Origin of the sequence: Paenibacillus endophyticus (assembly GCF_014192395.1) — a bacterium.
Classification (GTDB): Bacteria; Bacillota; Bacilli; order Paenibacillales; family Paenibacillaceae; genus Pristimantibacillus; species Pristimantibacillus endophyticus.
This window is the reverse complement of sequence record NZ_JACHXW010000006.1, coordinates 282,949-305,213: the sequence shown is the minus strand read 5'-3', so window position 1 is coordinate 305,213 and position 22,265 is coordinate 282,949. Positions and strand designations below refer to the sequence as shown.

General features: G+C 49.3%; 23 protein-coding genes and 1 pseudogene. 6 read left to right on the top strand and 18 right to left on the bottom strand.

The features are described 5' to 3' along the window. Window position 1: 1 nt before the first annotated feature. The 4 genes from FHS16_RS12785 to FHS16_RS12775 all read right to left on the bottom strand — a co-directional run bounded on the left by FHS16_RS12785 (window position 2) and on the right by FHS16_RS12775 (window position 4,671). Window positions 2-733, bottom strand: coding sequence for an RHS repeat domain-containing protein (locus FHS16_RS12785; protein WP_183562593.1), 732 nt, complete (start codon window positions 731-733; stop codon window positions 2-4). Window positions 734-960: 227 nt separating this feature from the next. Beyond that, the gene (locus FHS16_RS32620) at window positions 961-1,173 is read right to left on the bottom strand and encodes a hypothetical protein (RefSeq protein WP_376769667.1); all 213 of its coding nucleotides are present in this window, start codon (window positions 1,171-1,173) and stop codon (window positions 961-963) included. A gap of 229 nt (window positions 1,174-1,402) precedes the next feature. Beyond that, the gene (locus FHS16_RS12780) at window positions 1,403-3,595 is read right to left on the bottom strand and encodes an alpha-galactosidase (protein WP_183562591.1); all 2,193 of its coding nucleotides are present in this window, start codon (window positions 3,593-3,595) and stop codon (window positions 1,403-1,405) included. Between the two features lie 29 nt (window positions 3,596-3,624). Then, window positions 3,625-4,671, bottom strand: coding sequence for a LacI family DNA-binding transcriptional regulator (locus tag FHS16_RS12775; RefSeq protein ID WP_183562589.1), 1,047 nt, complete (start codon window positions 4,669-4,671; stop codon window positions 3,625-3,627). Between the two features lie 158 nt (window positions 4,672-4,829). Between FHS16_RS12775 and FHS16_RS12770 the strand changes: the two genes are divergently transcribed. Further along, window positions 4,830-5,468, top strand: coding sequence for a hypothetical protein (locus FHS16_RS12770; protein ID WP_183562587.1), 639 nt, complete (start codon window positions 4,830-4,832; stop codon window positions 5,466-5,468). A 39-nt stretch (window positions 5,469-5,507) separates the two neighbouring features. Here FHS16_RS12770 and FHS16_RS12765 read toward each other — a convergent pair whose 3' ends face one another. The 8 genes and pseudogenes from FHS16_RS12765 to FHS16_RS12730 form a co-directional block, all read right to left on the bottom strand. Beyond that, window positions 5,508-6,377 (bottom strand): ABC transporter permease subunit, encoded by an 870-nt coding sequence (locus tag FHS16_RS12765; RefSeq protein WP_183562585.1) that lies wholly within the window; start codon window positions 6,375-6,377, stop codon window positions 5,508-5,510. Beyond that, window positions 6,374-7,327 carry an ABC transporter ATP-binding protein gene (locus FHS16_RS12760; protein WP_183562583.1) on the bottom strand — a complete coding sequence of 318 codons (954 nt, stop codon included), beginning with the start codon at window positions 7,325-7,327 and terminating at the stop codon, window positions 6,374-6,376. Before FHS16_RS12760 ends, FHS16_RS12765 begins: the two co-directional genes overlap by 4 nt. Beyond that, window positions 7,324-8,508, bottom strand: a complete 1,185-nt coding sequence (locus tag FHS16_RS12755) for a hypothetical protein (protein WP_183562581.1) — start codon at window positions 8,506-8,508, stop codon at window positions 7,324-7,326. Before FHS16_RS12755 ends, FHS16_RS12760 begins: the two co-directional genes overlap by 4 nt. Before the next feature lie 37 nt (window positions 8,509-8,545). Continuing rightward, window positions 8,546-9,073 carry a sigma-70 family RNA polymerase sigma factor gene (locus FHS16_RS12750; protein WP_183562579.1) on the bottom strand — a complete coding sequence of 176 codons (528 nt, stop codon included), beginning with the start codon at window positions 9,071-9,073 and terminating at the stop codon, window positions 8,546-8,548. 158 nt (window positions 9,074-9,231) lie between these two features. After that, window positions 9,232-11,721: an EAL domain-containing protein gene (locus FHS16_RS12745; RefSeq protein WP_183562577.1), complete on the bottom strand. Its 2,490-nt coding sequence runs from the start codon at window positions 11,719-11,721 to the stop codon at window positions 9,232-9,234. Window positions 11,722-12,080: 359 nt separating this feature from the next. Beyond that, on the bottom strand, window positions 12,081-12,614 hold the full coding sequence (locus FHS16_RS12740; RefSeq protein WP_183562576.1) for a hypothetical protein: 534 nt from the start codon (window positions 12,612-12,614) through the stop codon (window positions 12,081-12,083). A 118-nt stretch (window positions 12,615-12,732) separates the two neighbouring features. Continuing rightward, window positions 12,733-13,839, bottom strand: coding sequence for a CobW family GTP-binding protein (locus FHS16_RS12735; RefSeq protein WP_183562574.1), 1,107 nt, complete (start codon window positions 13,837-13,839; stop codon window positions 12,733-12,735). Window positions 13,840-14,376: 537 nt separating this feature from the next. Continuing rightward, window positions 14,377-14,827: pseudogene (locus FHS16_RS12730) on the bottom strand (carbohydrate ABC transporter permease); the annotation flags it as partial. 204 nt (window positions 14,828-15,031) lie between these two features. Here FHS16_RS12730 and FHS16_RS12725 point away from each other — a divergent pair. The 3 genes from FHS16_RS12725 (at window position 15,032) to FHS16_RS12715 (ending at window position 17,583) form a co-directional block, all read left to right on the top strand. Next, window positions 15,032-15,691, top strand: a complete 660-nt coding sequence (locus FHS16_RS12725) for a helix-turn-helix transcriptional regulator (protein WP_183562572.1) — start codon at window positions 15,032-15,034, stop codon at window positions 15,689-15,691. Next, a complete protein-coding gene (locus FHS16_RS12720; RefSeq protein ID WP_183562570.1) occupies window positions 15,688-16,821 on the top strand; it encodes an alanine racemase in 1,134 nt (377 codons plus the stop codon). Before FHS16_RS12725 ends, FHS16_RS12720 begins: the two co-directional genes overlap by 4 nt. 300 nt (window positions 16,822-17,121) lie before the next feature. After that, window positions 17,122-17,583, top strand: coding sequence for a RidA family protein (locus FHS16_RS12715; RefSeq protein WP_183562568.1), 462 nt, complete (start codon window positions 17,122-17,124; stop codon window positions 17,581-17,583). A 107-nt stretch (window positions 17,584-17,690) separates the two neighbouring features. Here FHS16_RS12715 and FHS16_RS32615 read toward each other — a convergent pair whose 3' ends face one another. The 5 genes from FHS16_RS32615 to FHS16_RS12690 form a co-directional block, all read right to left on the bottom strand. After that, window positions 17,691-17,858: a hypothetical protein gene (locus FHS16_RS32615; RefSeq protein ID WP_376769666.1), complete on the bottom strand. Its 168-nt coding sequence runs from the start codon at window positions 17,856-17,858 to the stop codon at window positions 17,691-17,693. A 267-nt stretch (window positions 17,859-18,125) separates the two neighbouring features. Beyond that, window positions 18,126-18,284: a hypothetical protein gene (locus FHS16_RS32610; RefSeq protein WP_183562566.1), complete on the bottom strand. Its 159-nt coding sequence runs from the start codon at window positions 18,282-18,284 to the stop codon at window positions 18,126-18,128. Window positions 18,285-18,559: 275 nt separating this feature from the next. Further along, window positions 18,560-18,823, bottom strand: coding sequence for a helix-turn-helix domain-containing protein (locus tag FHS16_RS12700; protein ID WP_183562564.1), 264 nt, complete (start codon window positions 18,821-18,823; stop codon window positions 18,560-18,562). Further along, on the bottom strand, window positions 18,804-19,001 hold the full coding sequence (locus tag FHS16_RS12695) for a YvrJ family protein (RefSeq protein ID WP_183562562.1): 198 nt from the start codon (window positions 18,999-19,001) through the stop codon (window positions 18,804-18,806). Before FHS16_RS12695 ends, FHS16_RS12700 begins: the two co-directional genes overlap by 20 nt. Continuing rightward, on the bottom strand, window positions 19,001-19,624 hold the full coding sequence (locus tag FHS16_RS12690; RefSeq protein WP_183562560.1) for a sigma-70 family RNA polymerase sigma factor: 624 nt from the start codon (window positions 19,622-19,624) through the stop codon (window positions 19,001-19,003). Before FHS16_RS12690 ends, FHS16_RS12695 begins: the two co-directional genes overlap by 1 nt. 324 nt (window positions 19,625-19,948) lie before the next feature. Here FHS16_RS12690 and FHS16_RS12685 point away from each other — a divergent pair, with 324 nt between their 5' ends. Both FHS16_RS12685 and FHS16_RS12680 read left to right on the top strand, forming a co-directional pair. Continuing rightward, the gene (locus tag FHS16_RS12685) at window positions 19,949-20,374 is read left to right on the top strand and encodes a helix-turn-helix domain-containing protein (RefSeq protein WP_183562558.1); all 426 of its coding nucleotides are present in this window, start codon (window positions 19,949-19,951) and stop codon (window positions 20,372-20,374) included. Between the two features lie 8 nt (window positions 20,375-20,382). Then, window positions 20,383-20,793 carry an ImmA/IrrE family metallo-endopeptidase gene (locus tag FHS16_RS12680; RefSeq protein WP_183562556.1) on the top strand — a complete coding sequence of 137 codons (411 nt, stop codon included), beginning with the start codon at window positions 20,383-20,385 and terminating at the stop codon, window positions 20,791-20,793. Between the two features lie 90 nt (window positions 20,794-20,883). On the opposite strand, the gene FHS16_RS12675 is transcribed toward FHS16_RS12680, so the two are convergent. Then, a complete protein-coding gene (locus tag FHS16_RS12675; RefSeq protein WP_183562554.1) occupies window positions 20,884-22,116 on the bottom strand; it encodes an aminopeptidase in 1,233 nt (410 codons plus the stop codon). Between the last annotated feature and the right edge of the window lie 149 nt (window positions 22,117-22,265).

Below are 22,265 nucleotides of genomic sequence, written 5' to 3'. Positions count from 1 at the left end.
CTTATGGCGTCTGAGCAGAAATAAATTGAATGTTCGTAAATCCTGCTTCCCCGGCGGAATCAGCTTCTAGAAGCAAAAGCTGCAAGTGGATACGGGCTTTTGCAGCGCCGCTCGGCATGATCAAGCTTTGCTCAAAGCTCGTATAGTCGGAAACGGCCTGCAGATTAATCACGGTATCGTGGCTGAGCAATGCCCCCTGTTCATCATAATAATTAACGATCACCTGCGCGGCGGCGTTATTCAACGACTGCGCCATTGCTGAACCTTTTATCTCATACGTACCGGAACCGGCAACTTCGATATCTTTGTACACATTAGCCCCGCCAGGCGCAGCTGCTTGAGCGGATATTTGCTGTACGGCCATTGGTGCGGCTACCTGTGCATTATTTCCGGATTCGGTGTCTGCTGGTTGCTGCGATAGCATTGGTAGTGCTTGTTCGCCTAACTGATAATCTGCCGTCACGCCGGACGTAAAGTACGGCAACCATCCATCGCTTACGCCATAAGTAGAAGAAACTACCGTGGCGCCCCCGTCAGTCTTTGCAACGCTCAATAGATTGCCGGTCGCATCGTACTCGTAATGCGTCGTTTGACCGCTCTCCTCCTTTGCCGAGATAAGGCGGTTCAAATCATCGTAAAGATACTCTAAGGCAGAAACTTTCCAGGAAACAGCAATGCATAGCAGCAGAACGACGCTGACTATTGACGTCCACTTCAATCTTTTCTTGTTCAATTACTTCACTCCATTTCCGTAATAGTAGATTCCTCGTTTCGTAGACGAACAACTTTCATGCACTTTCATAAATCAACTCCTTCCCCTCCATTGAGCTACTAGGAGAGTCAACCTCATGGAAATACGTAAACTCTCAAATAACCCTGTATTTGGATATTGGGTTTATTCCACAAATTGTTAATACAAAATCCCAACATTTTCAACAACGTATAAAAAACCTCCTCATTTTAATCTGAGAAGGTTATATGATAAATGAGGACGATCTCACACGATACGCCGAACTCCAAGTCGGAGATCTTCTCGCCGTTCATCGAGATGGCTCCGTTCGATACTTCATCGCGCGTTTGAGCCCTCGAAGGCTCGATTCCAATTTTGCGGGATATGGAACAAAAGATCGAATAGGCCGTGAATAGAGGAATAGAAACCGTACTGGCAAACAATGATGCGACTACTGACTGATCGGGCAAAGTGACGGAAAAAACCGTGCTCTCGGAAGCGCAGGCGGCGAATGGTTATGTTGCTGCTGTCCGCACTTTGCTCTTAGATGGCGAAACACCACTCGAATCCGGTATGTACAGCGCAGAAGAAAAAAAGGACTATTCCTAAAGACCGATTTCGGTCTCAGGAAATAGTCCTTTTCATCAGACCGCTCTCTCAGAGAGCAGCCGATTATTCTACAGCATTTAAACGGAACACTTTGCTCGCATAATCTCCGAAGAATTGCGGTGCAGCAAGACCGGCATACAGGAGCTGATCGCCGCCGAATACCGTTTCTTCGCCTAGCAGCTTGTAATCCCGATTCGGGTCAAGGCCTTTCAGGCGCAGGCGGTTCAACTTCGGATTAGGCTCCTGAAGCACGGATACGTACACAACGAACGCTTCGCTCTTATCCTTGGACACGAACATCCATGCCGTCTCATTGCCCTCGAACGGGCTAAGCAGTCGATAGAAATCACCGAATTGCACAAGATGGCGCACATCCTTGTACAGCGCAACCTGCTCCTTCACCGTTTCTTTCTCTTCCTCCGTGAAACGAGTCAAATCCAGCTCATACCCGAAGTTGCCGGAGAGCGCAACATTCCCTCTCGTCTCCAGGGAAGTGATGCGTCCAACCTGATGGTTAGGCACCGCAGACACATGCGCGCCCATTGCGCTTACCGGATAAACGATGCTTGTTCCGTATTGAATTTTAAGGCGCGATACCGCATCTGAATTATCGCTCGTCCAGGTTTGCGGCATGTAATACAGCATGCCTGCATCGAAACGTCCGCCGCCGCCCGAGCAGCTCTCGAACAAAATATGCGGGAAAGCAGAAGTAATCTGCTCTAGCACCGTGTATAGACCGAGCATGTAGCGGTGAGCCGTCTCGCGTTGACGCTCTGCCGGCAGCAGCGCCGAGCCGATTTCTGTCATATTGCGGTTCATATCCCACTTCACGTACGTGATCGGCGCGCTTGAGAGAATGTCTGAAACGGACTTCACGATGTACTGCTGAACGTCTTCGCGGGAGAGATCGAGAATAAGCTGCTTTCTCGCTTGCGTCCGTCGGCGGCCTTCAATGTGCAGGCACCAATCCGGATGCGCTTTGTAGAGCTCGCTCACTGGTGAGATCATCTCGGGCTCAAACCACAAGCCGAACTGCATATCGAGCCTTTTCACGCGGCTAACCAAATCCTCAAGCCCATTCGGAAGCTTGTTGCGGTCTACGAACCAATCACCTAGCGAAGTGTCGTCATTGTCGCGTTTGCCGAACCAGCCGTCATCAAGCACGAACAGCTCGATGCCGAGCTCTTGGCCCGCGCGCGCGATATCTTCGATTTTGTCCGCATTGAATTTAAAATAGGTCGCTTCCCAGTTGTTCACGAGAATCGGACGTGTCTGATCGCGGAAAGTGCCGCGGATGAGGCGGGAACGGTACAGGTCATGAAAGCTGCGCGACATCCCGCCGAGCCCGTGCTCGGAGTGAACCATAACCGCTTCGGGAGTCTGGAATTGCTCGCCCGGTTCAAGCCTCCAGTTGAAATCGAATGGATTAATCCCGATAAACAAGCGTGCCGCATGGAATTGGTCTACTTCGACGCCTGCTGTGAAGTTGCCGCTGTATACAAGATTAACACCGTATACATCGCCGTGATCCTCCGTTGAGCCTTCCGAGAGCAAAGCAACAAACGGATTTTGCATATGGCTGCTCGAGCCTCTGCGGCTCTCAATGGATTGCAGGCCCGGCTCAAGCTTGCGCTTGTGGATATGACGCTCGCGAATCCATGCTCCGGATAGCTGAAGCATTTCGAAACGGTCATGCGCGAAATCAAGGCTAAGGCTGAACGCGCGCTGAAGCTCGAGGACGCCAGTCCCATTGTTGACGATTTTTGCCGAACGGGCAATCGCATCGAATTGTTCAAATACTGTATAAGATAAAATAACCGACAGGCCGATCAGCTCGTCCTTCAGCGTAATTTCAAGCGTTTGAGCTTCATCATCGCTCTCCGCGTACGTTGCGGGCAATCCTTCAAGTGCCGGCTTGCCGTTAACGATCCGGTAAGAATCATAACGAAGATCCGTTACCGTCGTTCCATTCGGGAGCTTGACTTGAAAGGCAGGCATACGGAAATCCGAATTGCCATAAGCCGGATATTCATGCGGAAGCGTGTCGAGCGACAGCTCCAGCTGGTCAATCTCGGTGCTCGGCGTGAAGGAAGCCCTCTCTTTCAGCTCCAATAATCGCTCCAGCTGCACGCCCCTCACTTTTTTGCCCCAATAGATATGTGCCGGGTAGCCTGCTTTGGTTATATGAATCACATAACTAGTGTCCTTCGATTGCAAATGGAACAATGAACGCTCTTGATCATACAAAATAGTCAAAATCAATAACCTCCCAAGTAATGTATAGGCTAGTTTCCATGCTCGCTCTTTGCGCTGCCGCAGCTTTCCCTGACAATCAGCGTCGTATTGATCGTCATATGAACGGCAGCTTCCCTGCCTTCAATCCGCTCTAGCAGCAGCTGTACTGCCGATTTTCCCATATGCTCCGTATGTGCTCGCACTGTCGTAAGCGGCGGATTGAGATAAGCGGAGATTTCGATATCGTCAAACCCGACGATAGCCATATCCTCAGGCACGCGAAGACCATGCTCATGCAAGGCCCGCAATGCGCCGACTGCCATTGGATCACTAGCTACGAAGCAAGCGGTTGGACGCGATTCCCGCTGAAGCAAACGATGCATGGCCTCGTACCCGCTGTTCGAAGACCAATAGGATTTCAGCACGTAGCTTTCATCGTAAATGCCGTTCTCTCTCATGATCCGCTCGAAAAAAATGCGGCGCGGCTCTTCAACCTCTGCCGCTTCGTACTGACGGCTCAAGCGATGGACATAATCACTGCCGCCGATATAGCCGATTCGTTCATGTCCGAGCTGAGTGAGATGCTTAATAACCGCTCTTGTCGCTTGCTCGAAATGCAGCTTAACCGTATCATAATCATCCAGCTCACCTGAATGATTGACGAACACGAGCCGGTTCGCGCTGCTGTAGATTTGGTTGACATCATGGTCGTCAATCGAGCCAACGACAATCAAGCCGTCGAGCTCATGAACGGACTGGATATCGACCTTGCTGTTGCCGCGAAGCACCTTGATGATGCTGATGCCAAGCTCTTCGCAGCGCGTTTCGATACCTTTGCGGATGGACGAGAAATAAGGGTCCTCATGCTCATCCTCCAGCGTCGACCACATCAGCAAGCCGATCTGCTGACGGGAAAGCTGTTCGTCTTTTTTCATTCTTCGCAGCCTGGACGGCTTATATTGCAGCTGCTCGGCAATGCTAAATATACGAGTCCGCGTTTCCTCGCTGACTGCGAGGCTTGTATCATTGTTCAACACCCTTGATACCGTAGCGGCTGAAACGCCTGCCTCCTGCGCAATATCCTTTATCGTCGCCATGCCACACTCCATGTTTAGTTAATAAATTTACTAAATAACAATCTCAGTTTAACAGACCGCGGCGAAGACCACAAGCACCTTGCAACTTTTTACGAAAACTCACGTCTGATTGGGTAATATGACCGTAGTCATCAACCATATACGGAGGAATGTTATATATGAAGAAACTCATCATAGCCTGTGTTCTGATGCTGCTAACTGCGTGTAATATGAATGCTGACCAAACGGTTCAGAATAGCCCTACTCCCTCGCCAAAGGCGAGTGCTTCCGCTAAGCCAAGCGAGCAAAACCCGCCTAAGGCTGCTGCGCCAGAGGAAGCCGCAGCAGCTATCCTCTCAGCGCTCAAGGAGAAGAACCTTGATAGCCTTGCAGCCTATGTTCATCCAGATAAAGGCTTATTATTCTCTCCCTACGCACATATCGATACGGCTTCAGCCAAAGTATTTCCAGCAGACGAGCTGCCTGCTCTGGCAGATCCAACCGTCCACCACTTTGGCGACTATGACGGCTCCGGCGAGCCGATCGATCTCACCTTCAAGCAATATTATGACAAGTTCGTTTACGACAAGGACTTTCTCCATGCGGAGAAGGTAGGTGCGGACCAAATCATAGGAAGCGGCAATATGATGGTGAATATCAAGGACGTATTCCCCGGAAGCTATGTCATGGATTATCATTTCAGCGGTTTTGACGCGCAATATGAAGGCATGGATTGGGAAAGCCTGATCCTTGTTCTTGAGGAATTGAACGGGTCTTGGTATGTAAGCGCAATTGTCCACTCCCAGTGGACGACCTAAATAAAAAGACTGCCTCCGTCCTATGAGAGGCAGTTTTCTTTAGAAATCTTTTCGCCGCATGATCAACAGCCCCGCCGCCAGCAGCGCCGCTACGTATACCGCGCTATATAGTAATAATGAATTGGAAGCAGCCCCATTTACCGAAAAAAAGCTAAGCTCGCTGTTCAAGTCGTACAGCCCGCTAAGCTCCGAAATGGAGAACAACTCGCTCAGCATCCGCTGCTGCAGCGCATCTGCCGGCATCGCCAGCTTAATTAAACCGGTGAGCGTCTCCAACGTCTCCATTCCGTTTATATGCAGTCGCCCGGTTGCCATAAACCTTCCGATCATGCTGCCAAGCCAGCCCATCCCGTACAGCATCGTCATCCAAATCCCATTGCCCAGCGGACTGATATAACAGGAGCCAACCATCGTTAAGGAAACAAGCAAAGGTATAACAGCAAGAAACAAACCAAGCGACGGAAGGAGCGCTTCCAAGCGAAAGAAGACGCCGGTATGTATCCAGCAAATGACATGCAGTGAAACATACAGCAAGCTCGCATAAATCGCAACATAACTAACAAAGCCGAGCCATCTGCCCATAAACCATTTCCATCGCTTGATCGGCCTCGCCAGCACCGACTGAAGCACCCCAGTCTCCGCCTCTCCCGTTATCGCGGCGACGGAGCTGAATATCGCAAGAAACGCAACCGCAAACGCACCGAAAAAAAAGCCGAGCGTCAAAATCATCGCGCTGCGTGTAAAATTCTCAAGCAGGCCCAGCGACGTAACCACATGCACTTCACCGCCTGCAATCGCGCCGGCCAAAAACCAATAAGCGATCCAAAACAGAATCGTCATAATGAGCGTCATTAAGGTCACTCGCTTGCGTATAAGCTCTTTCCAAGTTAATCCCCAAACCGCGATCATCTGCGCTCCCCCCTATGCTCCAAGCCCGTAACCGCCTGCATAAACCACTCATCCAGCCTGGACTGCGTTTTACCGACTTCATAGATGGTCATCCCTAGCTCAATTAGCAAATAATTAATCAATCCGATCTGCTCGTCATCTTCAAGCTCGAGCTCTATCCATACCGTTCCGTCACCAGCTTCCGTTTCCGAGACTGCAGCGGCCGTACCCAGCATCAGATGAATCCGCTCAGCGGCGAGGGGTGTATATCCATTAACGCGCAATCGCCAAATCGACTGCTGCCTGAGCACCTCACAGACCTTGCCTTCTAATAAGACTTGACCATTATTAAGCAGAGCAACCTTATCGCAAAGCTGCTCCACATCCTCCAGCAAATGCGAATTCAAAAATATCGTCTTGCCTTGCCCTCTTAATCTGGCAAGCAGTTCCCTAACCTCATACCGGCCAACGGGATCCAGCGCGGAAGCCGGCTCGTCAAGAAAAACGATATCCGGATCGCCGAGAAGCGCGCATGCAAGCCCAAGCCGCTGCTGCATCCCCTTCGAATAGCCTTTAAGCCGATCGCGCCCTCTGCTGCCGATGCCTACTTCATCAAGCAGCTGTTGAATCCGGCGCTTCGCTGCACCCTTATCCAGTTCACACAGCTTCGCATGAAAAGCAAGCACCTCTTCGCCGGTCAGCCAATCCGGATACCGAAAAAGCTCAGGCAAATAGCCTAATCTACGCCTTGCTTCAATGGTTCCGGAAGCATGGCCATAGATTTGAGCTTTGCCTGAGGTTGGTTTGATTAGTCCCGTCAGCATTTTGACAATCGTGCTTTTACCCGCTCCGTTAGGTCCGAGGAAGCCAAAGGCTTCCCCTTCTCTAATGGTTAGCGTTACGCCATGACAGCCGCGGCCATCGCCGTAATCCTTCGTTAATTGATTGGTTTCAATCGCAAATCCGCTCATGAGTGAATCAGCTCCGACACCATCGCAACGATTTGTTGTTTGTCCGTGTAGCCACTGAAGTATGCATTCGTAATCATGCCGTCCTGCAGCCATATGGCGTTCACGCTGGATTGTCCTGCATTCGGCTCCTCCAAATAAACGTCAACTCCCTTGACGGCAATCTTCTCTGCTGCTTGATTCGAAATAACCGGCATAGGAAGCTCGCCATTCTCCAGATTGACAGCCTGTTGAAGCGAGTTACGCAAATGATCGGGCAGCGCCGGGAAACGAATAATCGCTTCATACGCATCCTTCACGTCGACCGACGAATCTACGTCAATGCTTGGCGCCTTCATATAGGATACATGTACGCTTTGCTTCGAATTTCCTTCTTCTATCTGGCGGTAAGCAATATTTACCGCTTGCCCCGCCTGGAAGGTGATGGCCTTGCCATCCACTGATTCAGGCAGCAGCTTATCCGCCCCGAGGCGCCTCATCGCTCCGTTAATTTCTTCTACGTTCAGCCGGAAAACAAAGGTTTGGGCTGCCGTTGAGGAAATATCGATCTGCTGATCCTCTGAAACGCTAATCGCCGGTATCGGAAAACCAAGCCTTTCAGCTGCTTGCTCAGCGGTGAGCTCGCCAAAGCTTCCTTCTGACTTCCTCTCGAAGCTGCCGAACCGGTTATTCTGCTCCAGCGCCTCTCCTTCGCCAACAAAGCTGTACATTAGCGACTCTAGATCATTCTCGTTTACGACCATCACGTTATCCATGCGGAACGTATTGAGCCAAGCTGCCAGCGCCTCATTGGTCGTAGGCAGAGCAATCATAACCGTAATGAAAGCGGCAGCGCATGCGGCGACCGTTTTACCCTTGTTTCTTCTCAGCCAACGATTTACCATTCCGCTCCTACTCGGGTTGCCAATCGATTCATTCCGCGAAGCATGCGCTCTTCCAAGCGGCACGTTGTTCGTTTGAGAATGAAGCTTGGCTTCATCGCTTACAGCACGAGACTCGCGAGAGGCTTGCGCCGAGAAGAGGGTTGTTTCCTTTGAATGCTCCTCATCGCTGCTTGATGCCTGCGCTTCCCATTGCTGCCACAACGGCGATTGCTCCGTATGCTGCAATTCCTCCTCCAGCCGCGCCCATGCAGCAGATAGCTGTTCCTGCTCTTTTTTATTCAAGCCTTCATTGCTTGTCATTCTGCACTCCTCCTAAAAGGTTTTTATCTTAGCCGTGTTACTTCTGCGAATAAACACTCTCCGCGTGCTGGGCACGCCGCTTCAGCCGCTCACCCGCTCTTCGTAGCATTGTCCCTACTTGGGGCTGTCGCAGTTGCAGCTGCTCCGCAATCTCGGCATAGCTGTATCCTTCATAACGGAGCAGCAGCATCTGCTTATCGCGTTCAGGCAGCATATCGAGCCAGCTTCGAAGCTGCTCTTGCTCATCCTTGTCGAGCGCTTGCTGCTCGCCTGACTGCATCGCTTGCGGTTCTGCCAGCATGCTTTGCTCCTGTTTCTGATTCAATGCGCGTTCCCGCGCCTTCTTATCCATATAATCATAGGCAAGCCTCGTTAATACACGGTGAAGCCATGCCCCAATCGCTTCTGGATTGTCTGGAGGTTTGCGATATAGCCTTAAAAAGGTTTCCTGCGCAAGATCCTCGGCTGTTGTTTCATCGCGAATAAGAGCAAGCAGTTTTCTCCTGACCGTAGGATAGTGCTGATTAAATTGTTCGCGAAACAATTCCGGCGCCGAATGTTCCATTCCATTTACCCCCTCACCTTTTCTTGCTCAAGCTATAAGGAAGACGATGCATTTGCGCATTTTGTAACAGCTTCCGCCTAAAACTATTTTATCAAACGATTTGTATGCCTGTATCAATAGAAAAACCGCCTCCATTCGAAATGAGAGGCGGTGCCTTATTAACCATTCTTATTATGTTCTATAAATAACTGCGCGAATCTTTCCGCCGGCACTGGCGGGCTGTAAATGTAGCCTTGTATGGCGTCGCATTGATGACCGCAAATGATTTCCAGCTCTTCCTGCGTTTCCACGCCTTCTGTTACCACGTTTAAATTCAAATTATGGGCAATAACGATGACGGATTTGAAGATCATCTGTTTCTTGAAATCATCTACGATGCCGTTAATGAATGATTTATCCAGCTTCAGCGTATGCAGCGGGATATTCTGCAGGTAGCTGAGCGAGGAGTACCCGGTACCGAAATCATCAAGCGACAGCTTGACGCCAAGCTGCTTCAGCTCGTGCAGGATGGTGAGGGTATGCTCGGCGTTGTCCATAAATATCGACTCGGTAATTTCCAGCTCAAGCTGCTCCGGCCGAATGCCTGCTTCCGTGAGGATGCGCTCGATCGTATGGACGATTTGCTTCTGCTGAAACTGAATCATCGACATGTTCACGCTCACTGAGAGCTGCGGCAGCCCCATTCGTTCCCATTCCTTCATTTGTTGGCAGGCCGTAAAAAGCACCCATTCCCCTAGAGGAATAATGAATCCCGTTTTCTCAGCGATCGGGATGAAATCCAGCGGTGAAACCATGCCTAGCTCCGGATGACTCCAGCGAATCAATGCCTCTGCCCCGTAAATCCGGCCGGTCGCAACCTCTACTTTTGGCTGATAATAAAGCATGAACTGCCCTAGCTCCAGCGCTTGTAACATGGAGCTCTCGAGCAGCTGCTCCCGCTTCGTCACATCATTCATAGATGCCGTGTATACCTTGCTCGTATTGTGTTCCTTCTTCGCTACATACATCGCGATATCGGCTTCTTTAATGAGCTGATCTGCCGCAGCCGGCGTCCATTCATGCTGTATGCTAATTCCGATGCTTGCCGTGATGTAGAACATACGGTCCTTCAACTGAATCGGCGCAGAAATCGTCTTCAAAATCGCATCGGCCGTATGCGCGGCTAAGTGTAGATGCGGTACGTCCTCCAGAAGTGCGATATACTCGTCCCCGCCGAAGCGGAATACACGGCCAGCAGCGCCAACCGCATTAACTATTCGATCAGCCATCTGCTTGAGCAGTTGGTCTCCCATCGCATGATCAAGCGTATCGTTAATCATTTTGAAGCGGTCGAGATCAATGAAAAGGAGTGCGTAATGGCTATCTTGATGCCGGTTTTGGGTCGATTGCTCATCCATATAACAGTGATAGGCGTAGCGGTTAGGCAAGCCCGTCAATAAATCATGGGTTGATTGATACTCAATAACCCGCTCGGCTTCCTTGCGCTGCGTCAGCATATTGTTGAAATGGAGCGCCATAAATTCAAACTCGTCATTCGTATGTATATTCAGCCGCTGCTCTCCGCTCCCGGCCGCGAATGCCGAGGTTGCCCGCACCACCTTATGGATATTGACCAAAATGATTTTGCGAACGAGGAAAGCCATGGCTGCAGCCATAAAGAGCAGCGCTACGCTTGTAATTAAAATAGACTCCCATAAGCTGCTATAATAATTAGGCAACATTTTTTTCTTGGGTATGACGGTCTCAATATGCCAAAGCACATTGTGGATCAGAATCGGATAAAACATGCGCAGTACCGTTCCGCTCTCACTCGGGTCGGACGTATAGGCAATTCGCGACGACGTCCCCTTCATCGCCTCCAGCTCATCGTTAGTTGACCAGAGCTGATAAGGCGTATTGATGAGCGAAGCACTTCTTCCATTCACCAAATAACGGTTCTCCGTCGTAACAATCGTGGCGTAGCCGCCGAGCGGGTGAAACTTTTCGATTTGCTTCTGCAGCGAGTCCAGCGATATATCTGCCCCCACGATGCCTAGAAACCGGCCTTGCTCGTCCAGCAGCGGCAGTACGAGCGATGTCATCCACGTCGACTGTCCGTTAATCTCATAGATATACGGCTCTAAAAGGGTGAATGACTTCGTCAATTTTGGAAGCTGATAGAACATTCCCTTTTCTTTATCATCGTAATTTTCGATTGCGAATACGTTTATCGATTCATTCTCACGAACCACATAAGGAATAAAACGGCCCGTTGCGTCATCATAGCTGTTCTTATTTCTATTATTAGCGTCATTGCCATCGAAGGCGTTCGGCTCCCATAACGTGTATACACCCAGCAGCTCGGGATTATCCGCAAGAACCTCCTTCAGCAAGGTTATCGCATTTTCACGATTGTGGAATTGATTCTTTTTGAGCTCGAGCAAGCAGGCTTCGAGCGTTTCGAGCAGTGTCGTCGTTTCGTCCATCGTTCTAGCGAAAGGATTAATATAAGCCATCGATTCTGTTTGTGCTTGAAGCTCGCTTTCGCGGAGATTGGAGTGATATAGCTTAACGAGGTGGGCGAATACTAGAAGTCCGAACGAGAGAAGGACTAGAAGGCCAAATGAATATATTAGCTTCTGTGCGATGCTTAGCCTAATCTTCCTCATAATATATGTCAGCCCCTTGTTGTCTGAGAAAGCAAAATCGACGAAATTTGTCAATTTATGATGTGGTTCTAGTATACTTGACAGTTCAGAGCAAACACAATGAAAAATTAGGATATTTACCCTATATAATTCGACATAAAACTACTATTTTCCGCATATTTCGATTTTGCAAGAGTCCGTTGACCGATTCCATTTCAAAATACAAGGTAATTAATTCCACATGGATTTCGAAGGCAGGCTTGCCTGTTAAAGCATATCAATCGGAACAGGAAAAAGAGGTCTCGCCCGTAGGCTGGACCCCTTTAACTGTGCTGTGTATTCACCGCCAAAACGAAGGCTAGAACGCCTCGCGAATGGGCTTATACCTGACTTTGCTTGTCCTTCTGCTGCTTTTCGTTATTTTCTTGGTTCGCACGATCATGATCCTCAAGGCGATGCGGACGTTTTCCTTTGCCGCCATGCAGCTTGTAGAGCTCCTCGCGCAGCTGGTCAGACGTCTTGCCCTCCGTTTGGATGCCATGCTCTTTGGCAATGTCGCGCAAATGCTCAAGCCTCTTTGCTTGATGCTCTGCCTTGAACGCTTCCCATTTATCCTTATTGGCAAGCTTCGCGGCTTCGACTTCCTTCTTCAGCTGCTCGGCGGTTTTACCTTCGGCTTGTATGCCGAAGTAGGTTGCTATTTCCTTCAGCTTCTCGAGCCGATAAGCTTCAAAGTCCTTGCGCGTCATTTTCCCTTTGCCATGCTTATGCTCCTGATCCATATCGGATTCTTTGGGATGCTGGGCCATCAATAATCCAGTTGGCAAAGCCGATAGCGACTTCGAAGCCCAGACGGGAGCAGCCGAAAACAGAACAGCCAGCGATACAATCGGAATAAACCATTTTTTAAACATACTGCAGCCACACCTTTCCATTGCAATCGTGATGCAAGGACTACGGAAGTCCCCTCTGGATTATTTTGCCCAAGCCAGCACGTGGATAGACATGAAAGCAGCAGATTTCGACAGATTCCTACAGGAGTCCACCGGGAGTTGAAGCAGCTTCCTGCTCGAGCTGCTTCAGCTCGTTCAGCAGCCACTCCTTGGAGAAATGCTCCCCGATAAATACGGCTACGTCATTGACATGGCCCTGCGGATCAATTCTCATGAAATCGGATTCCTTATAGGCGTATTGAAATAGAAATCGGCTTGGCGCATCCGTGAACGTAACGATTCCTTTGGCCCGATAAATGTTTGCAGGCAGTCGCTGCAGCAAAGCCTCAAAGGCTTCGCTGTTCACTGGTTTCTGCCAATAATAAGTCACGACCATAACATGGTCATGCGAGTGATGCTGGTCATGATGGTCGGGTTGATGGCCGTCGGCATGATGGTGGTCGGCATGGTGATCGGCTTGATGGCCGGCATGATGGTGGTCGGCCGTACAGCCATTAACCGAGCAAGCCGCTCCCTCGTTAATGGTTGTGCCTTCAACCATATGGTTGCTTGGCGGGGCTGAGCTATGATCAGCTGCCTCCAGCCAGCTCCAATCGTCGATCGCGCAGCGAACGGTCGCGATGATTTGCGCATGAGCATTAAGCTCCCGGAGCTGCTGCTGGGCTTCAACAAGCTGCTCCGGCTCCAGCCTATCTACTTTATTGATAAGCAGCACAGTCGCGCAGCGTATTTGCTCCAGCATCAGCTTGAACGTGCGACCTTTGCCGTCTCGGCTGCGGGCAAGCAGCTCGGGGCCGTCAACGACCGTAACGACGCTTCGCAGATCGATTGCTTGATACATCGCTGCTTCCGTTACCCCGTCCAGCGTCTCCATGGGATTCGCCGCTCCCGTCGATTCAATAAATATGACATCCGGCTGATGCTCCTTGACTAGCATGCTGATCTCTACCCCAAGATCGCCGCGCATCGTGCAGCAAATGCAGCCGCTTAGCATCTCGGCCATCGGCACCTCGTCGCCCACCAGCTGACCGTCAAGATTAATGTCGCCAAGCTCATTCATAATAACAGCCGGCTTCTTGCCCTGTGCCGTATAATAATCCAGCAAACGTCTCAGCAGCGTCGTCTTCCCGCTCCCAAGAAAGCCTGACAACAAATGTATCGGTATATGCTTTTCATGCTTCCTCATCGTAATGTCTCCTGTATGTCTGTATTTTGAAAAAATCATAATTGCTACTATTATATCGTAATAGTTACGCTCATTCATCTTTTAAATACGGAGATTGTATGCTTCTCTTCTATTATAGAGCGATTTCGTACTCCTTGTGGCACGCTTGCAAGAATACTGATGCGTAACTCCCGGCACAAATAAGGCTGCTACTATAGAGCGATTTCGTACTCCTCGTGGCACGCTTGCAAGAATACTGATGCGTAACTCCCGGCACAAATAAAGCTGCTATTATACAGCGATATCGTACTCCTCGTGGCACGATTGTAAGAATTCTGCTTACCTCTCCACATAAAAAAGGCTTCCATTGCACTTTGTGCAATAGAAACCTTACATGGATGCTTTGCTGCCGACCTACATTGTAAAATGTACAACAAAATGCTGCTCCTCTCTGTTTTTAAGTACAATTTGTAGTCAAACTGTTGCACAAACTACAGGGTAGGCTTGAATATCCGTTAAATGTTCCATTTCTATTGCATGAAGTACAACGCGGCCCTATCAACCTTTTACAGCTCCCGCAGTCATGCCTTTCATAACCTGCTCCTGAAAGGCTAGATACGCAATGATAGTTGGAATAACTGCAAGCGCCATAGCGGCCATTGTCAGTTTGGAATCGGTCGAATAGCCTGTTGCGAATATCGATAGGCTGAGTGGCACTGTCTTGAGGTATGGATCGCTGATAAAGACAAGCGCGAACGAGAAATCATTCCAATATCTCAAGAAGGCGAGAATGCCGACGGTTGCCAGTGCAGGCAGGGACAGCGGCAGCACTGGCAGGGACAAGGCAGGACAAAGGCAGCATCATACACAGGAAAATTCCCCAATAGCCGGAGCCGTCAATCATCGCCGCTTCTTCAATTTCTTTGGGAAAGGTGTTCATATACGCGACGCACACGAATATCGCAATGGGAAGCTCAAGAGCCGTATAGGAAAGAATTAAAGCCGTATAGGGAAAAGTCAAAGCCGCATAGGTACGAGCTGCTGATCCAGCGCATGTTCTTCACACTCTCTTAATGTCTTATCGCTTAAAAAGTTTACAAACATCCTATCACACTTTTTTTTAGGTTAACAGATTTTTTGTTTGATTTTTCGAGCGAGCCATAGTACCATGTGTGCAATAAGACTGAAAGGCAAACTGGAGAGTGATCCCAAGGTGGAATCGATATCGCAAGAATTGCTATTTTTCACAGAGATGGCCAAAGGCATAACTGCCCAGTTCGGCGACAACTGCGAAGTTGTCGTGCATGACTGGTCGAAGCCCGTTGACAGTACCATCGTCGCGATCGAGAACGGACATGTCACAGGGCGAAAGGTTGGGGATCCCGGCACGAATCTCGGTTTGGAAATCATGCGCGGAACATCGGAAGGCGACAACCGCCATAATTACGTAACGCAAACGAAGGACGGGCGGATTCTCCGCTCCACCTCCATGTATGTAAAAAACAATGCCGGCACGATCATCGGCGCGATGTGCATCAATTTCGACATCACCGATCTGATGGTGGCCGAGAAAACCCTGCAATCCCTTACGGCAAGCGGCCTCCAGCCGATACGCGAATCGTTTGTAAGCAATGTGAACGATCTGCTCGATACGCTCATCCAGGAAGCGCAGGAGACGGTCGGCAAGCCTCCGGCAGCGATGACCAAAGATGACAAAATCAAAATCATCCATCTGCTCGACCAAAAAGGAGCTTTCCTCATCAAGAAGTCCGGCGAGAAGATTTGCAGCTATTTAAGCATTTCCAAATTTACGTTGTATAGCTATTTGGAGGAATCCAAGGTCGCTGAAAACGAAGAGGGAGGGTTCGAATGAGCAAGCTGCTGGATATCCCTTTGTACAATGGGCGCGAGGTGGAAACACCTTGCATCATCGTCAACCATGCAATTGTTGATGCCAACGTTGCAAGAATGGCGGAGGCTGTAGCAAACCGCGGCGTAATGCTGCGGCCGCATGCCAAAACCCATAAGCTGCCGGAAATGGCCGCGCGCCAGCTATCCGCGGGTGCCGTAGGCATTACCGTTGCCAAAATTTCCGAAGCTGAGGTTATGGCAAACGCCGGAATCCGTGATATATTCGTCGCTTATCCGCTAATTGCCCTCTCCAAGCTGGAGCGTGCGGCTGCACTTAGCATGTCCGGCGTACGCCTCATTATCGGAGTAGACAGTCTTGAGGGTGCGCGGCGTATTTCCGAGACTGCCATGCGGGAAGGCACTGAGCTTGAGGTAAGACTTGAGCTGGATACTGGCTTGCAGCGGAGTGGAGTCGCCATAGGGAAAGCCGTGACTGCGGCCAAGCAGATTTCGGAGCTTCCAGGTGTTAGGCTAAGCGGAATCTTCACTTATCGAGGAGCTTTGCTGAACGGCACTTCAACGCTCGATGTCCAAGGAGCCGGACACGAGGAAGGCCGATTAATGGTGGCGGCGGCCTCTGCCATTCGGACGGCCGGCATCCATATCCAAGATGTAAGCGTCGGCTCCTCGCCGACAGCCGTATTTGCAGCAGAGATCGAAGGCGTAACGGAGGTTCGGCCCGGCACCTATATCTATCAAGACCGAATGCAGGCCGCATTCGGCACCAGTACGCTGGAGCAATGCGCGGCCACTGTACTTGCCACTGTTGTGAGCCGTCCTGCGGACGACCTGATCATCATCGACGGCGGCAGTAAAACCTTCGCCACTGACGTGCAGCCAGGCAATGCCCCATTGTACCTGAAAGGCTTCGGCCACATCACTAACGATTCCGACGCCGTGCTGGAGCGGATGAACGAAGAACATGGCATGATACGGGTATCCCCAGAGTCCGCCTATCAGGTTGGCGACGTCATCCGAATCATTCCAAACCATATCTGCAGCACGGTTAATTTACACAGCTTCGTCTACCTCGAGGAGTCGTCCGGACAGCTGCGCAAAGCACTCGTAGCGGCACGCGGCATGCTTGAATAACACAAAGGAAGCGGATAAGGCAGGCTCTATCTTATTCTAAATGCTCTCGGCAGCATGAGCTGGGTGCGGGCTTGGGAAACATTGGATAATATATGGAACTGGTCTGGTGATCAAATCCGTCCGAGCACATCACCACCTATGTCGTGCACGGCATGCTGCGTATCGCGGTAACGGGCTTCGAGAATCGCCCTGCTTCGCAGAATGAATGTGAGCGCATGACGGCTAGCTATCACCCCCTATCCGCGGTGAAGTCAACCATCTACATTCAAACTATTCAAACTATAAGGAGCTGTTTTCATTATGTCTATTATCGAGAAGCGTCTTGCCGAGCTTGGCATCGTCCTGCCAGAAACGACAAAACCTAAATTTTCTTATATCCCGGTTAACCAAACTGGCAATCTCATCTATACCTCGGGCTTTGATTGCCGGATTGACGGCGTGCTTATGTATGAGGGTAAACTGGGTTCCGATCTCACCATTGAACAAGGCCAGGAAGCAGCACGTCAGGTTGTCATCAACTTGCTTGCAGCCATGAAAACGCATCTTGGCGATCTCGACCGCGTCGTCAAAATCGTTAAAATTCTTGGCTTCATCAACAGCGCTCCCGGCTTCGGCGATCAGCCTTATGTACTGAACGGCGCCTCCGATCTGTTGATTGAAGTATTCGGAGAGAACGGCCGCCACGCCCGCTCAGCAATCGGAACTAGCGATCTTCCGTTCCATACACCGGTTGAGATCGAGCTTATCGCTGAGGTTCGCTAAATAGCTGCCGGCATGCAAAACCCCCAAGGCTCAGGCACTTGGGGGCATTTATGCTATTTCAATTAGTGGAAACACCATCAAGCCGATTTACAAGTAAGCTGTTATTCCTAGCACCAAGCGCGGGAAATAATGACAAGCAGAATGAAGAGGACCAGAATAACTCCCAGACTTGAGAATGCTCCGCCAACTGCAGGACCGCAATTTGCGCCTGCAACCGGGTAAACGGGGCCACAGTGTCCTGGACCTACGTTTGCACCTGCTACTCCATAGCTCATTTGTTCATCTCCTTTTTGTTAAGGTACAGTATCCTATGATTTTCAGTGGAAAACGTATAGGCGATTGATCAAAATGTGCTCTTGCTCATTTTTCATTCCCGCCCACACCCTTTCGGAATCAATCAACGCGGCCTGACAGAATCGGTCGATCGATGGCGCTAACACGATAACCGCCCCAAGCACTCATGCGCTTGAGGCGGTTATTTATGCTGTCAGATCGTGGAATAACGTTTTTAGAGGATTATTATTGCGGTAAAGGTGTGTTGATTACAACCAAGAACGAGAAATTATGACAAGTAGGATAAACAGAACGAGGATAAATCCAATGTTCGAGAACCCACCGCCGCAGTTATTGCCTACGCCTGCAACCGGGTAAGGCGCACAGTGTCCTGGACCTACATTTGCTCCTGCTACTCCATAGCTCATTTGGCCATCTCCTTTTTGTTAACTTACACAGTATCCTATGATTTCAGGACAAAAGCGTATGGGCTTTTGGAGGAAATGAGCAGATGCCTAATCCGAGCAAACGAACCGTTGCATGATCCTTTTTGCTAAGAGGTTGTTATTGGCAGTCAAACCTTTCAGCCTTATTCTCAGAGCAACCCGAATACCCAAAGGCATAGGTTAAAGGCTTTAGTTATCTATACTCATAGAAAACCAAAGCCTTTGCTATTGTATATAAACAAAGCTAATCTATCCATCTAAGTCCATAAATTCATTGGATCTATGCCGCAATTCAAATGCTTGCAAAAGGATGAATAATTCAGTGATTGTGATATGTCGTAGTTAAGAATCTTGTGAATCATCATTTCGATTATGGCTTGCTGGATATCATCATGCTCATTTCGATTTGCTTTATGCTTCGCTTGGCCAATGGCCGGAAAAAAAGCTTGAATAATGATTGTTAAAGCTTCCTTATCGCCCTGCTGTGCTTTCAGTACAAGCTCATACCATTTTAGTTCCATCACTCTCCTCCCTTTCACTCGTTTTATTCCGTTTTGCATGAATCAATTCAGCAACAGAGCCTGACAAGGCATCCATTTTCTTCTCTAATCGTATAAGCAAATAACCAGCCAAAACGATTGGAAAACCTACTTCTCCTATTGCGGCTAGCAACGGCGCGATCGTCAGCGTTTCCAGCATTAGCTCACCCCCTTTCCTATTAACAAGGCACGTATTTTATCTAAAGCTTTTTTTCTCGTCTTGTTCACTGCCTGCGGGCTAACATTTAGCATTCTGGCTATTTCATTGTCCTGATAGCACATGCCATAAGCTAATGTAGCAATAACCTGCTGCTTATTCGATAGTGAGTTGAAACTATTTCGCAAGTCTTCGTTTAAAAAGGATGCTGCCATCTTGACTGGATCAGGCGTATACAGCGTTAGGACCGGCTCCTGTGTCTCGTTAACAAGCAACGTTTCCCCTCTAACCCTCCCTCCCGTCTCAGAGACAGGCGCATCGAAAACAAGCTGATTTCGCAGTTTGTGTTTCTGCCTGCTTCTCATCAAATCAATAGAAGAGAACCGAATCGTAGAAGCTACATATTTCACAAATCGAAACTCGAAAAAGCATTTTCGAAAAGCTTCCTCTAGCTGCACTCTGCTAGCATAATGGCCATTAATACCCAAAAGTAATAATCTGATATGTCTTTCATTTTGAAAAAAACTTTGCACTACGCGATCCTTAAACAGTTCTGCATGCTTTTTTTTATAATGCAGAAACTGTTCAAACTCTTCTTTCGATAAATAAGATTGGCTTATTGTCATAAATGGACACTTCCTCTCTGATTTCTTTTTATAGATAAAGTGATATACTGTTCTTAAAAATCAACCAAAATAAGAACACATGTTCCTATTTGTGCCAGTAACAAATAAAGCTCCATAGATCTATAATGACCTTTGCCAAATTTGAAAAATCGTGTTGATTCGAATATCGCTAAACGATATACTATAGATAGGGTATTTAAAATATCGTTAAATGCAATATTCAAACGATTAAAAGCGTGTTTCTAGTGGAATCCATTCTAATAGGTATTTTAATTACCGTCAAGTATTCAAAATACCTAAATTTATAATTGGAGGGTATTTAAAATGTCATTAGGAGCTAGAATTAAACAACTGCGCACGGAACGAGGGTTAACACAGCAGGATGTGGCCACCCATCTCGACATGGGCAGATCCAATTTGGGACATATCGAGAATGACCGCGTGATGCCAACAAGCGAGGACCTTCAGAAGCTGGCTGATATTCTCCAAACGACAACCGATTTTTTGCTAGGGCGCGATGTGGCAGCAGCAGACATACCCGAATGGGCGACGTATAAGGATAAACGCGATTTCAAGAAGCTGCTTGAGGAGGATGGGGAAATTATGTTCGACGGCGTGCCGATGAGTCCCGTCGATCGTCAACGCGTCATGGATGTATTAACCGGACTGTTCTGGGAAGCCAAGCAGATGAATAAACACAAAAAAAAGTCCGAGTCGGCAGGCGATGCTCCTGATGATGCCAAAGGGTAGGTGTTGCTATGGATAAAATGATCGTAAAGCTCATTCGAAAATTCAAGACCAACGATCCCTTTACTATCGCTCAGGGTATTGGCATCCATATCCGTTATGCGGATCTCGGGGAAGGGACGAGAGGCCTTTATTTCAAAAAGCTGCGGCGGCGCTTTATCGTCATCCACGATAAGCTTCCGGAGGATTGGTGCAGGTTCGTCTGTGCCCATGAACTTGGACATGATCGGCTTCATCCCGGCTTCAACCGTTTCTGGCTCGATGAGCAATCCTTTTTCAACGCGGGGAAGTACGAGCGTCAAGCGAACAAATTTGCGGTCCGGCTGCTGACTTCCGGTGATTCGCCCGCTGCCAGCGACACGCTCGCGGAGCTGTTGATGCGCAACGGCGTGCCCGCCGAAATGGAAAAGTTTTATTTCTAAAGCAAAACTTTTTACGCATGAAAGGAAGACTGAAACGGCAAAAGGGCTCTAGCTCGGCAGCATCAGCCGCAGAACTAGAGCCCTTTCCTATTAAATCGCCCAATTTCCGTTTCGGAATATCGGTTCGCGTGATCCCTCTTGCGTGACGCCGTCAATGTTCATATCCGGAGAGCCGATCATGAAATCCTCATGCGTCAAGCTCCTGTTGGCGCCATGGGCGAGCAGCTCCTCGGCACTCATCTTCGTGCCGCCTTTGATATTAACCGGATAAGCTTGCCCTAATGCCAAGTGGCAGGAAGCATTCTCGTCGTATAGCGTATTGAAAAACGTTACGTTCGAATTGGAGATCGGAGAATCATGAGGCACCAACGCTACCTCACCTAGATGCCTTGCTCCCTCATCCGTGTTCAATAAGTTCGTCAAGGCTTCATAGCCTTGCTCGGCTGAATGATCCACTACTTTGCCATCCTTGAAGGTCAAGGTGAAGCCGTTAATGACCTGTCCGTTATAGTTAAGCGGCTTCGTGCTGCGTACCGTACCGTTTACCCCGCCCCTTCTCGGCATCGTAAATACTTCCTCGGTCGGCATGTTTGGATTGAAGTATATGCCTTTCGCATTCGCTTTGGAGCCGCCCAGCCAAATATGGCCATCCGGCAGTTCAACTGTCAAGCTGGTGCCTGGCGCTTCATATTCCAGCTGTTTATAGCGCTTGGCATTGAGTACATCGACCATTTGGAGCAGCTTCGCGTTATGCTCCTTCCAAGCCTCAATCGGATCATCCAAGCCGATGCGCGTCGCATCAATGATCCGATCCCACAGCTTATGCAAAGCTTCGTCCTGCGAGACGTCCGGAAACACTTTAGCCGCCCATTCCGGCGTCGCGTACGAGAGCAGCGACCAAGCATTGGTATGGTTCATAAGCGAGCTTCTATATCCACTAAGCGCAGTCGACGCTGCCTTCGATGCAGCCGCTACTCTTGCCGGATCAACCTCGTTAAGCAGGTCAGGGTTAGGCGAATAAATCGTAATAAACGCCGCTCCCTGCTCTACGAAATCCTCCCATGCCTTGGCACGAAACATCGGGTACTCGGCAAGAGCCTCCTCCGGAGCCTGCTTGTACTTAATGAGAGACAGCTGCTCGTCGTTGTATTCCACATGAACGTTTTTCGCTCCTGCATCATAAGCTTTGGAGGCGATAAGCCTTACCAAAGGCGCTGACGCAATCGGAGCCATGACGACCACCGTTTGGCCTTGTTGTACGTTGACGCCTACCTGAACGGCAAGCGCCGCGTAATTTTCCAAATGCTGCTGTGTTGGATGCATCTATGTAATTCCTCCTTTAGTGTATTTAAATGAGCGTTCCCTTGATGTCACTACTCTATTATAGACCTATGCTCCCCATTGCTCAAACGCATCTTACGGAACGAAGCAAAAAACCTCCTGTTCGTTCAAATCGAGAACGAAGGAGGTTT

Bases quoted from the DNA above. Each gene is read 5' to 3' on its own strand.
- FHS16_RS12775 (WP_183562589.1), bottom strand. From the start codon at position 4,671: ATGGCGACGATAAAGGATATTGCGCAGGAGGCAGGCGTTTCAGCCGCT.
- FHS16_RS12770 (WP_183562587.1), top strand. From the start codon at position 4,830: ATGAAGAAACTCATCATAGCCTGTGTTCTGATGCTGCTAACTGCGTGT.
- FHS16_RS12765 (WP_183562585.1), bottom strand. From the start codon at position 6,377: ATGATCGCGGTTTGGGGATTAACTTGGAAAGAGCTTATACGCAAGCGA.
- FHS16_RS12760 (WP_183562583.1), bottom strand. From the start codon at position 7,327: ATGAGCGGATTTGCGATTGAAACCAATCAATTAACGAAGGATTACGGC.
- FHS16_RS12755 (WP_183562581.1), bottom strand. From the start codon at position 8,508: ATGACAAGCAATGAAGGCTTGAATAAAAAAGAGCAGGAACAGCTATCT.
- FHS16_RS12750 (WP_183562579.1), bottom strand. From the start codon at position 9,073: ATGGAACATTCGGCGCCGGAATTGTTTCGCGAACAATTTAATCAGCAC.
- FHS16_RS12745 (WP_183562577.1), bottom strand. From the start codon at position 11,721: ATGAGGAAGATTAGGCTAAGCATCGCACAGAAGCTAATATATTCATTT.
- FHS16_RS12740 (WP_183562576.1), bottom strand. From the start codon at position 12,614: ATGTTTAAAAAATGGTTTATTCCGATTGTATCGCTGGCTGTTCTGTTT.
- FHS16_RS12735 (WP_183562574.1), bottom strand. From the start codon at position 13,839: ATGAGGAAGCATGAAAAGCATATACCGATACATTTGTTGTCAGGCTTT.
- FHS16_RS12720 (WP_183562570.1), top strand. From the start codon at position 15,688: ATGAGCAAGCTGCTGGATATCCCTTTGTACAATGGGCGCGAGGTGGAA.
- FHS16_RS12715 (WP_183562568.1), top strand. From the start codon at position 17,122: ATGTCTATTATCGAGAAGCGTCTTGCCGAGCTTGGCATCGTCCTGCCA.
- FHS16_RS32615 (WP_376769666.1), bottom strand. From the start codon at position 17,858: ATGAGCTATGGAGTAGCAGGTGCAAACGTAGGTCCAGGACACTGTGGC.
- FHS16_RS32610 (WP_183562566.1), bottom strand. From the start codon at position 18,284: ATGAGCTATGGAGTAGCAGGAGCAAATGTAGGTCCAGGACACTGTGCG.
- FHS16_RS12700 (WP_183562564.1), bottom strand. From the start codon at position 18,823: ATGGAACTAAAATGGTATGAGCTTGTACTGAAAGCACAGCAGGGCGAT.
- FHS16_RS12695 (WP_183562562.1), bottom strand. From the start codon at position 19,001: ATGCTGGAAACGCTGACGATCGCGCCGTTGCTAGCCGCAATAGGAGAA.
- FHS16_RS12690 (WP_183562560.1), bottom strand. From the start codon at position 19,624: ATGACAATAAGCCAATCTTATTTATCGAAAGAAGAGTTTGAACAGTTT.
- FHS16_RS12685 (WP_183562558.1), top strand. From the start codon at position 19,949: ATGTCATTAGGAGCTAGAATTAAACAACTGCGCACGGAACGAGGGTTA.
- FHS16_RS12680 (WP_183562556.1), top strand. From the start codon at position 20,383: ATGGATAAAATGATCGTAAAGCTCATTCGAAAATTCAAGACCAACGAT.
- FHS16_RS12675 (WP_183562554.1), bottom strand. From the start codon at position 22,116: ATGCATCCAACACAGCAGCATTTGGAAAATTACGCGGCGCTTGCCGTT.